The sequence below is a fragment of the Puia dinghuensis genome (assembly GCF_014642875.1).
GTDB lineage: Bacteria > Bacteroidota > Bacteroidia > Chitinophagales > Chitinophagaceae > Puia > Puia dinghuensis.
Genome location: NZ_BMJC01000009.1, coordinates 1 through 10,644, shown reverse-complemented (window position 1 = coordinate 10,644; position 10,644 = coordinate 1). Strand labels below are relative to the sequence as shown.

The 10,644-nt window shown below is 51.0% G+C and carries 9 protein-coding genes and 1 pseudogene; 3 read left to right on the top strand and 7 right to left on the bottom strand.

From position 1 onward, the window contains the following. Positions 1 to 162: 162 nt before the first annotated feature. Entirely contained in the window at positions 163 to 501 is a 339-nt protein-coding gene (locus IEY39_RS28775) for a hypothetical protein (protein ID WP_188938142.1), read from the top strand. Here IEY39_RS28775 and IEY39_RS28770 read toward each other — a convergent pair. Both IEY39_RS28770 and IEY39_RS28765 read right to left on the bottom strand, forming a co-directional pair. Continuing rightward, positions 498 to 1,544, bottom strand: coding sequence for an aldo/keto reductase (locus IEY39_RS28770; protein WP_188938141.1), 1,047 nt, complete (start codon positions 1,542 to 1,544; stop codon positions 498 to 500). The genes IEY39_RS28775 and IEY39_RS28770 overlap by 4 nt on opposite strands. A 54-nt stretch (positions 1,545 to 1,598) precedes the next feature. Then, positions 1,599 to 2,762: a metallophosphoesterase family protein gene (locus IEY39_RS28765; RefSeq protein WP_188938139.1), complete on the bottom strand. Its 1,164-nt coding sequence runs from the start codon at positions 2,760 to 2,762 to the stop codon at positions 1,599 to 1,601. 120 nt (positions 2,763 to 2,882) lie between these two features. Here IEY39_RS28765 and IEY39_RS28760 point away from each other — a divergent pair, with 120 nt between their 5' ends. Together IEY39_RS28760 and IEY39_RS28755 are read left to right on the top strand one after the other, a co-directional pair. Continuing rightward, positions 2,883 to 3,656, top strand: coding sequence for an NUDIX hydrolase (locus IEY39_RS28760; protein ID WP_229689140.1), 774 nt, complete (start codon positions 2,883 to 2,885; stop codon positions 3,654 to 3,656). Between the two features lie 175 nt (positions 3,657 to 3,831). Continuing rightward, positions 3,832 to 6,297: a DUF8696 domain-containing protein gene (locus IEY39_RS28755; RefSeq protein WP_188938137.1), complete on the top strand. Its 2,466-nt coding sequence runs from the start codon at positions 3,832 to 3,834 to the stop codon at positions 6,295 to 6,297. A gap of 24 nt (positions 6,298 to 6,321) precedes the next feature. On the opposite strand, the gene IEY39_RS28750 is transcribed toward IEY39_RS28755, so the two are convergent. The 5 genes and pseudogenes from IEY39_RS28750 to IEY39_RS28735 all read right to left on the bottom strand — a co-directional run. Then, positions 6,322 to 7,656, bottom strand: coding sequence for a hypothetical protein (locus IEY39_RS28750; RefSeq protein ID WP_188938136.1), 1,335 nt, complete (start codon positions 7,654 to 7,656; stop codon positions 6,322 to 6,324). Positions 7,657 to 7,823: 167 nt separating this feature from the next. Further along, positions 7,824 to 7,967, bottom strand: a pseudogene (locus IEY39_RS30320) (hypothetical protein); the annotation flags it as partial. A 64-nt stretch (positions 7,968 to 8,031) separates the two neighbouring features. Continuing rightward, positions 8,032 to 8,301, bottom strand: a complete 270-nt coding sequence (locus tag IEY39_RS28745; protein WP_188938134.1) for a hypothetical protein — start codon at positions 8,299 to 8,301, stop codon at positions 8,032 to 8,034. 28 nt (positions 8,302 to 8,329) lie between these two features. Beyond that, entirely contained in the window at positions 8,330 to 9,127 is a 798-nt protein-coding gene (locus tag IEY39_RS28740) for a hypothetical protein (protein WP_188938132.1), read from the bottom strand. Positions 9,128 to 9,152: 25 nt separating this feature from the next. Next, positions 9,153 to 10,644, bottom strand: a 1,492-nt coding sequence (locus IEY39_RS28735; RefSeq protein ID WP_188938130.1) for an RHS repeat-associated core domain-containing protein, incomplete at its 5' end; no start/stop codon positions are given.

Genomic DNA, 10,644 nt, shown 5'->3' with positions numbered 1-10,644 from the left:
TTTTTCTATATTTATAGTATCCTCTTACTCTGATAAGTAGCAAAACAAGTCCCTTTTTACCTAGCCGTCTTTTTTGCAAAAGACCTTCCTTCTGTTAACCTTACTTCTATCCGGGCAGATAATCCGTCCGAAGGAATGATTTTGGACAATTAAACCACTCCGATGCAAAAAGCCAGCTTCAGAGACGCTGCACTCATCAAAAAAGGTCAGCGCTACCGGATCAATTCTTTTGATCTCGGGTTCATCGACATCACCCCCACCGATATCCTGGTGGAAGTAACAGACATTCATTATGACGGAAATGAAGTGCAACTCACACCAGTTGCCCTCCCCAGGCAGGACCTGCTTGACCCCTCCGGGCAGGCAGCCGGCGAGATAGCCGAATGGTTCCGGGAGATTTACCCGTCGAGGACAAAGTCGAACTGCCTATTTAGGAATGCCGCAGCCTTCGAACAATTCATCGATCTCCGCATCGCCGTATTGGAAGAGTCCTCCTCCTAGCGCTCACCATACAACGCCGGCGCCGTATTCAACATCGGAAACTGCCGCTGATGCCAGTAAGGGTAAGCAGGCAAGACCTCGCTCACCTTGTCGAGCCGTTGCACCTGATCGAGGGTAAGGTTCCAACCCACGGCGCCCAGGTTTTCCTTCAGCTGCTCTTCGTTCCGCGCGCCGATAATGATGTTGGCGACGGTAGGCCGTTGCAGCAACCAATTGAGGGCTACCTGCGCATGCGTCTTCCCGGTCTCCTGGCTCAACTCATCAAGCACCTCTACTATCGCATAAAGCCGTTCATCGTCGGCAGCGATCCCTAGCACCGGGTTACCTCCCTGTGCGACCCGGGCATTGGCAGGATGCGGCTTCCCCCGCCGGTATTTGCCGCTCAGCTTACCGCTGGACAAAGGACTCCAGACGATCGTCCCCACCTGCTGATCGATAGCCAAAGGCATAAGCTCCCATTCATAGTCCCGGTGCAGCAAAGAATAATAGGCCTGATGCGCCACATACCTCGACCAGCCATAGCGCTCAGACACCGAAAGGGATTTCATCAAATGCCAGCCGGAAAAATTAGAGCAAGCTATATACCGCACCTTACCACTCTGCACAAGATGTTCCAGCGCCCTCAACGTCTCTTCTACCGGGGTGTTGGCGTCAAAGCCATGCATATGATAAATGTCTATATGCTCGACACCAAGCCGCTCCAGGCTGTCTTCGCAGGCCTTTATCAGGAAAAGCCGCGACGAGCCAAAATCGTTCAACCTGTCCGACATGGGGAAAGTCGCCTTTGTCGAGATCAGCACCCGATTCCTGCGCCCCTCTATGGCCTGCCCCAGGATCTCTTCCGATATGCCTGCACTATATACATTGGCCGTATCGAAAAGATTGACCCCCGCCTCCAGGCAAAGGTCGACCAGCCGGGTAGCCTCCGCAGCCTGCGTACTACCCCAGGCCTTGAAAAATTCATTGCCCCCGCCAAAAGTACCAGTGCCAAAACTCAACACCGGCACCCGGATACCGGCATGCCCCAGTTTTCTGTATTCCATGATTTTTTTTCCGAAGGTAACAAATTACAAGGCCATTTGTTTAGGCCCTCACCCTCACAACCCCATCGTGAAGCTCTCTCCCCACACCGGCGCCTTCCCGGGATGTTGCGGATCGGTATTCCACAGACATTCCCGCACCGTAAGTGTCTTGGACCGCGGGTCGATCGTTATCAGCTGAAAAGAAAGCTTCGTTTCATCCTTGCTCGAAAACTTTCCCTTCATCGGTGAATCCGCCCTGAACGTCCGGAGATGGACGTCATGATCCGGACCGCTATACGTATAAAACTGGTTCCAGTTGTTATGGCCATGGAAGTAGGCCTTTATATTCGGATGGGCTTTTAGAAAAGCGACAAAACCCCGCTGCTCGAAGGCATCGTTCGTTGGCTTGCCATCTTCCTTGCCCATCGGTTCCTGCACATCCTTACTCGTCTCTTCCAGCAGTCCCTCGAACCTGTCGTGCCTGTTGATATCATGAGCGCCGTTGGGATTGCGGAAATGTGCCGCGTCCCCATCCGGCGGATCGTGCGCCACAATAACGACAGGCACATGCGCATCAACAGTGCTAAGGTCTTTTTCCATCCAGATGCGGTTGGCAGAGTCCGGCCAAATCGTGATGAACATAAAATGGATGCCGCCAATCTCCCGCGAATAATTGATCTTATCAGCCGGAAAATGCCAGGTTGCATTTGTCTTCGCCACCGCCGGATGCATCATCCGGTTATAGATGCCGACCATACTCGTAGGATCGGTCCGCGGCGTCATCTTTCGATAAAAACCGATGGCATCGGAAAGATCATGGTTGCCGGGTACCAGCAGGTACTCGAGCGGCCGGCCCCGGTGGTCTTTCAAAGTGAGCCCCTGGTCGTAATCCTGGTTGAACTGGTTCCAGGAGGCAGCGGCGCTCTGTGCAGGCGGTTCCTCGCGGTTGGCAATGTCGCCGGTGATCATGAGGTAATCGATGGGACCGACCACCTCACCAGCCCTGACGCCCTGGTCGGCAGGCAGGCGAAGCCCGGGAAGCGTATTCATCGCCGCTATCATCCGGACATTGACGACGTGAGAGGGAACCTTGCTGGCGCCGTCGAAGGCAACGCGGGTAATCCCATAATGAATATCGGAAGTAAAGACGATCTGGATCGTGCTATCCTGGGCCACGGCGGTAAAACCACAAGCCAAAAAGATCAAAAAATACCAGAGGCGGTGGATGGAATAATTCATGCAAATGGGAAAAAATAGTAAAAAATTGCGCTAAGATACCCCCCATCGGGAATGGCCACCAGTTATATCCTTGTTAATTCATTCTGTACAAAGACGGAATTTCGGTTATTTTTGAGGATAATGATGCAAGACGAAAGTTTGGAAGATTGGCTTGAACGGGTCGACCAGGATTATCTCGCCCATATCTCCCTGGACTGCGTGGTCTTCGGATTCCATGCGGGGCAGTTGAAGGTCCTATTGCTAAAGATGAAGCATGAAGACCGGCTGGCGCTGCCGGGCGGCTTTGTCATGAAGACCGAGACCCTCGAAGAGGCGGCTATCCGGACGCTGCGCGAGCGGACGGGGGTAGAGAACGTCTTTTTGCAGCAGTTCTGTGTCTTCAGTGAGGTACTGCGAAGCGACCCCGCCACCCGGCCGGACGATCTGCGACGCATCGGCATCTCCCCCGAGAAAGCAAGCTGGTTCGCCCAGCGGTTCATCAGCGTCGGGTTCTATGCCCTCGTGGAATTCTCCTGTGTGGTGCCCCGGCCCGATTGGCTATCGGATACCTGTGACTGGTATAACCTGGACGAACGGGGCCCCCTCATCCTCGACCACGACCGGATACTGGAAACCGCCCTCCATACGCTTCAGTCCCAGCTGAACCACCAGCCGGTGGGCTATAATCTCCTTCCCCGCAAGTTCACCCTACCCGAACTCCAGAAGCTCTACGAAGCCATCCTCGGCAAGAAACTCGACCGCCGCAACTTCCAGCGCAAGATATTTTCATTCGGCATCCTGCGAAGCCTCGATGAGAAACGCACCGGCGTGGCTCACAAAGCCCCCTACCTCTATAGCTTTGACCTCCGCAAGTACCAGAAAGCCCTCAAAGGGGGATTACAAGGCGGGTGGTGATCAGACGCTTATACGAATGGCAATCAGACGCTTATGCAAACCTGCCCCGCGGAGGCCCCACCCCTCGAAAAAATAACTCAGGGCCGAGTAAACTCAAAGGCAAAATCCTTCGTAATCCTCTAAGAGAGTGTTATTTTTAGGGATGATGGAAGTCACAAATTGAGCCTTTCTTTGTATGAAGCATTTTCTACCTGCCGTTTGTCTGCTCGCCTTCTTTAATTCCGCCACCGCGCAGTCGCAGGTATGTCCGCTAAACAGCAACTGGTCGTCCGGAAACCTCACCCATTGGTGGGCCTATACCGGTAATAACCAGGCCGGCAACGGACCGAGTGCGATCAAACAAACATATGACTCGACTACAGGGCCACCAGGCGGAACGGTGGGTACCACCACCATATACGAATATAACCTGCCCAGTGTGCCGGGCATCCAGATCCTGACAGCCAACAGCATAGATCCGTTCGGTAATTTCTCTACTATCCCCACCATCAACGGGTACCATTATTCCAATTCCATCCTGCTGGGGTCTACGTCCATTACCCGAAGCAATAGTTCGGGAACGGGCGGAGGGTATGTGCGGGGAGTAAGCTATCGGATCAACGTCCCGCCCGGCAATACGAACGTGCCCTATACGATGACCTATGCCTATGCGATGGTGTTGGAGAACGGAACGCATAATTCCAACGACCAGCCGCTGTTCTCCGCCACGCTCACCACGAATGACAGCGTCATCTCCTGCGCCTCCCCAAAATATTTCCTGCCCACCTTCAACAATGCCAATCCGCGGGATGCGGGCGCCACCCTGGACTCTGCTACGGCCGAGAAAGAGGGATTCATTGTGAGCACCAGGCTTTCACCAAATGCCAACCCCAACGGCCAGGGCCCCGGCGCCAACGAACACCTACAGGATGTTTGGTATAAGAAGTGGACGGAAGTCACCTTCGACCTGGGCCCCTATCGCGGGCAGCAGGTAGTCCTCACCTTCGAAACCGACAACTGCGTGCCCGGCGGGCATTTCGCCTACTCCTACATCGCCTTGCGCAACACCTGCGGGGGCCTGCAGATCAGCGGGGACTCGACCGCCTGCATCGGCAGCACCCTCACTTATTCCATTCCCGGGCTGACAGGCGCTACTTATCAATGGTCGGTGCCGCCCGGCTGGAACATCGTCGGGAGCACGGATAGCAGTGTCCTGAAAGTCCAGGTCATCAACACCGCGGGCTCCGTCACCGTCAACGAACAGAACAGCTGCGCCAACCTCTCGGCTTCGATGAAAGTCGTCCCCGTTCAGCCCACCATCGCCGGGGCCATCGCCAGCAATGCGGAAGTATGTACGGGCACCAATAACGTCATCCTGACCCTCGCCGGCAACCGGGGCAGCGTCCTCAACTGGCTGGCCTCCACCGACAACGGGGCCCACTTTACACCGGTGGCTGATACGAATGCCCGATACCAGGCCACCAACCTTACGACTACCACTATTTATCGGGCCCTGGTACAGAATGGCGAATCCTGTGATATAGACACGGCTTCACCGGCTATCGTCCAGGTTGATCCCAAGACGGTGGGCGGGGCGCTCAACCCGTCTTCGATGTTCTTTTGCCTCGGGCAGACCAAGGATGCGCTACTCACCCTTAAGGGGCAGACGGGTACACCTGTTAATTGGCAGTCCTCCCCCGACGGCGTCAACTGGACCGATTTTGCCCCCACTTATGCAGACAGCATGTATTCGATCCTCGGGCTGACCCAGCCTACACAATACCGGGTGATTGTCCAAAGCGGGGTATGCCCGCCGGAGAACAGCGCACCCGCCAACGTTCAAGTCGTCCCGACCCCCTTCCCGCAGGCGTCGACCGAGCCGGCGGATACCATCATCTGTTATAACACCAAGGCCACCCTCAACGCGACCATTTCACTTGGCACCAGCTACACCTGGAACGATGCCAATACCCTCACCGGCCAGGGCAACGGAACGGTGAATCCCACACCTTATACCATGCAGGTGACGGCCAGCCCGCTCGCTACGACCAATTACGTACTCAGCGTCGAGAATGCCGGTTGTCCCAACCTGCTAAAGGATACTTTCCACGTCAGGGTCTTGCCCCCCATCATCGTCGACGCCGGCAACGACACCGACGTGGTGATCAACCAGCCGCTGCAATTGCATGCGTCATCCAACGATACGACGAGTCCGCGTGGCGACAAATTCGCCTGGACGCCTTCGGTCGGGCTCAACGACCCGAATATCGCCGACCCCATCGGCATCTATTCGCCAGAGACAGACTCTGTTCGGTATTTAGTGACCGCCACTTCCCAATATGGCTGCATCGGTACGGCAACGATCCTGGTCAAGATATTCAAGACCGGACCGGACATCTTTGTTCCCAATGCCTTCACACCCGGCGGAGCTACCAACAATATCTTCCGGCCCATTGCCGTCGGTATCACCCGCCTGGAATATTTCCGGGTATACAACCGCTGGGGGCAGCTCGTCTTCGAAACTTCGGCTATGGGCCAGGGATGGGATGGCCGGCTGAACGGTCAGGTGCTGCCCTCCGGAACATACGTCTGGATGGTGCAGGGAACATCCTACACCAAAAAATTCGTTTTCCACAGGGGTACGGTAGTGCTGGTTCGATAGATCTAAAGCTCTCAGTCGCCCAATCTATTTTAACAGAGTGTAATAATAACAAAAACCAAACGAGGCAATACGAAAAGGGCGGCTGACGTCCGCACTAATGTCTGGCTGAGGATAATCAGCTACAAGTTCAAACTTTTGTCTTCTTATCATAAGGCCTGCTGCTATATTCAGAGCAACATAGAAGTCTTTCGTCGAAAGCACAGCCCCCGCTCCCTGGCCCGACCATGAGATCGGGATGACGCCATTTCGGATGCCTGTTGAGCTGGACGTGTATGCGTAAGTTATATCGTTGTTATTACTCATTGAAAAATTCTCATAGACACCCACTTTTACGTAAGGTCTGACTTTGCCAAATTTATTAAAAATATACATCGCATATAAATTGGTCTGAATTTGTGAACGTGCAAAGGACATGTGCTCATTATAGGTGGAAGTAAAATGATAATTTGCACTCTGGTATTCTTCGGCAGAACCAGATTTATCAATTGAGGAGCTAAAACTATAGTATCCGATGGATAATCCGATAGCAAATGATTGAAAATGACCTGGCAGCACCAAGCAAAAATTGATCCCGCCAATTGGATTGAACGTTGCAGCGAATCTGTTATTGGCCGTATACTGGCCTTTGAATTCCGTTGGAAAGGTTTGATCGATGCCCCCGGCGAAAATATCCGCTTGAACCAGTAATTTCGCCTTTGGTTTCAAAGTAATTTTTCCCGTGCGATGCTGATTCAATTTCTCTACCAGGTTGCGAATGTCGTGTGGATAATAACCCGCCGAATACACCAGGTTGGTGTTTGCCTCTGCAATACCCTCTTGTTTGAAGAGATTGGCCAATAAAGTCTTGAATTGCTGGTCTTCCTCGACGACCTGATCGACCAATTTAGCTCTATAGATTAGTTCGGTAACCGTATTGTCCGGCTGTCCTATGAAATAAAAAAACCGCTCCTGAGTTTTTAGTTCGTAAAGAGCATATGGCCCTTTGACGAGTACTCTTAGAAAACAACTTCTGGTTTCTATCTTATCTGAATATTGACTTGGCAGATCGGTCCCCAATATTGGGCCCGGATGATAACTTACTGTCATGCTTCGATAATCGTCGTAGCCGGTAACTCCAAATCCCGCTATATCTCCGGGACCAAAGGTCTTTTTTTCATCCTTTACTTCCACAGTGACGGAAGTAGGATTTCTGATCAGATCGTTGAAGTCGATCTTGCAAAAGATGGTGTCTCCGTTTTTTTCGATGTAATAACCAGGGAGGGATCTCGATGGAAGAGATGCGGCCTGGACGATAGATGTCGCCAAGCAGGAGATAATTGTCAATAGAAACGGAATAGTGATGTTTTGGTTCTGGGTCATAAATTTACGGTTTTTGATTTCCTACCTTTTTACCTTCATAATTGTGGGGTTGTAAATAAGGATCGAATCATTGCTTGTGAGGGGGCTATAGGCCATAAAGGATAAAACGGCATCATTAGAGACTCAAGGTGTTGTATGTTTGAACATGATCATTTCATTTTGCTTTTTTACAACGAATGCATAAAACTGTCGTAGCGTTGAATAATCTTCCGGTTCACCCTGTATCCCTTAGGTATTTCCATGTCAAGCACGAATGTCTCATCTGTCGGATATAGCATTTCAACAGGAAAAGAACGTTCTGCGGATTCAAATGGATTTTTTTCAGCGCCAAATTGAGCATCAGGTTAAAGTACACGATTCCATCTACAAATGCAATCATGGTGCAGTGACAGTCGGTTTTGATCGATGGTCGCCTATCCCCTTCGCATTCAACGGCATCCGGATATCCGGACGATTTATCGTAGAAAGTTCGTAGAGGTTGCTGCGGACCAATGACTTGATCTGGCTATCCGTCGATCCCCAATAAGCCTTGTATTGATAGCGGGCTTGCTGGTATTTTCGGCATGTTGGACAATAATAGCGCTGCAGGCCATTCTTTTGCCGGCCCGCTCGCCAGCATTTATGATGGCAGTATACGCAGTCCATAAATAAACCTGCTAATTTGAACCACGACCTAATTATCCGCTTTTCTAATTATAGCAGTAACCGCAGGCGGCAACGAATGGCGCCAATCCTGGTGAGCTTTCGCTCTGTCCTCTTCCGATATGTCCGCCCTCATCATTTCAAAATATGGCGGCTTAGCATACGAGGTTAAATTCTTAAACCGTATTTCTCCCTCGCTAACAAATACGCTTATTTCTACTTCGTTGAGCTTGCCAGTTATGACTATTTCGTTTTCGGATTTCCATTTGCCTTCTGAAAATAGATCAGAGACGTAAATAGTGTCTGTCAGCCCAACATACATTAACAACCTGCGAATCGTTTTTCCTGCATCCTCGATTACCACGTAATAATTGAACTTATTTATTTCAGGCTGAAGAACAACTTTGGCTATCCGCCCCGCCTTCTTCTTAAAAACAAAAGACTTACAGACAAATTCAAAAGAAAAATCCTTTTCCAATATCTTCTCTTTAATCAACTCAAGTACTTGGACATCAAACTTTCTGTCATATTCGGCTATCCGTACTAATGCTGCGTGGATGACATCCAATCTTATTCGATTCTTTTCGCCAGTGCTTTTTGATTCGAAGTCTCTATAGACAGGATATCGGATATTTACATATATGGTTTTGGCGGCTTCCTTCATCACAAATTCATTCAACTCTTCTCCAATTTGATTTATTCCGATGTAACGATAGCATCCTTGGCCAAATTCATTTAGCATGGATGTATAGATCAAATTTATTGCCCCCGTCTCCGGGCCACCAACACCATGTTCTACAACGGATCCTAGTCGAATTACTGACGTCATATTTGTTTAATATCAATTAAATGTACTATGGTCTGTCTTGGTCTCTGGGTCTCTCCCCCCATGTTACAATATGATCATTGACTAATTTATCTTCTATAACCAAAGCTGATTGTCTGTTGATCGTCCGTGTGATGATTCTATACATCACCGAAGCCCCAAACCTTGCTCTAAGGCCTGGCAATTGATTTTCTGGTCTTTCAAGACTATATCTATATTCATCTGATATGCCATATTTTAAATATGGAGTTCTTGTATCTCCCTTTGGAGGCGCGAACATAAATTCATAAACTATATGCGGATTCGAATTGTCTTTTCTGTTGGCATGCCCCATAAAGGGCTCAAAGTTAGGTTCCGGTTGCGGACGAGCATAATACAGTTCATCTTCTGGATGAGTCTTAGGGGTCCCAGTAATCGGGATAAATACAAGTACCGTCGTAAGGGCAGCTGGTAGCGCCGCAGGAAGTAATTCTGGTGTTTCTAGTATCGGTTCCGGTTCGGGTGTTGGTATCGGTTCCGGTGTCGGTTCGACTACAGGTTTCGGAGTGGGCGAGGGTACTTCATTTGGCGGAGGTGGCGCAACAGGGGATTCTCTGGCTGTACTCGTTCCTGAATTGGAGTTGGGAGTGCAAGTCTTGCAATTTGCTTTATGCCCAACAACAACAGGAGCAGGCGCGTAGGCTTTTACTCCTTTTGCTCCTATATTCGTTACATCTGGCACACTATCTGTCAATCCCAACGGATCATTGAAAGACACCGGGTTATCTTGTACAAACGAATAAGGACTCCAATCTTCACTTGCATCAGCTAATGGATCTTGTTGCCAGAACCTTCCGATTTGCGGGTCATACATCCTGAAAAACGCATCGTAAGATTCGAGACCGCTTCCATCGCTGAACTCTTTATTCTGAAGCTCATCTCCGCCGTTGGCTCTATACCTATTCTCAGCATACTGCGTTTTTATCGCTTTGTCGCTAATCTGCGCCATCGTCAAGCCAAATGGATAATAGTGATTCTCTTCCAGCATCGGCCCCGAATACGTCTTCACACTCAGGTTATCAAAGAACACATCCCACCCGGGGGTGGAATTACTCACATAAATATACAAATATCCGCTCTTTGTCACCGGAATTCCCGTATATCCCAGCGGCGACTGCAGTGTCCCTCCGCCCGTCGTCCCGGCGCTCCCCACTGCCACCGCCCCGCTCTGCGGATAGGTGCCCACGATCTTGAACTGGTCGTCCAGCAGGATCCAGTTGAGGAAGGCCTGCGGCTTGCTGCTGCCTTGCTGGGGATTGTTGCTGTTCACGAAACTCGTTATCGCACTTGGCAACGGACTCGACCCGCCCGTCAGGTCGGTGAACGAGCCATGCAGCCCGCCCGACACCGACACAAGCCCCGAGGCCAGGACATTCAGCAGGTCGCTCGACGACAGGTTGCCGCCACCCGTCCCCGTGCTGTTGTAATAATACTGCACCGACACATCCACCTTGTCGCCGCTCATCACCTTCAGGATAATC

What these genes read in the sequence shown, in the direction of transcription:
- IEY39_RS28775 (WP_188938142.1), top strand. Translation starts at nt 163, where the DNA reads ATGCAAAAAGCCAGCTTCAGAGACGCTGCACTCATCAAAAAAGGTCAG.
- IEY39_RS28770 (WP_188938141.1), bottom strand. Translation starts at nt 1,544, where the DNA reads ATGGAATACAGAAAACTGGGGCATGCCGGTATCCGGGTGCCGGTGTTG.
- IEY39_RS28765 (WP_188938139.1), bottom strand. Translation starts at nt 2,762, where the DNA reads ATGAATTATTCCATCCACCGCCTCTGGTATTTTTTGATCTTTTTGGCT.
- IEY39_RS28760 (WP_229689140.1), top strand. Translation starts at nt 2,883, where the DNA reads ATGATGCAAGACGAAAGTTTGGAAGATTGGCTTGAACGGGTCGACCAG.
- IEY39_RS28755 (WP_188938137.1), top strand. Translation starts at nt 3,832, where the DNA reads ATGAAGCATTTTCTACCTGCCGTTTGTCTGCTCGCCTTCTTTAATTCC.
- IEY39_RS28750 (WP_188938136.1), bottom strand. Translation starts at nt 7,656, where the DNA reads ATGACCCAGAACCAAAACATCACTATTCCGTTTCTATTGACAATTATC.
- IEY39_RS28745 (WP_188938134.1), bottom strand. Translation starts at nt 8,301, where the DNA reads ATGGACTGCGTATACTGCCATCATAAATGCTGGCGAGCGGGCCGGCAA.
- IEY39_RS28740 (WP_188938132.1), bottom strand. Translation starts at nt 9,127, where the DNA reads ATGACGTCAGTAATTCGACTAGGATCCGTTGTAGAACATGGTGTTGGT.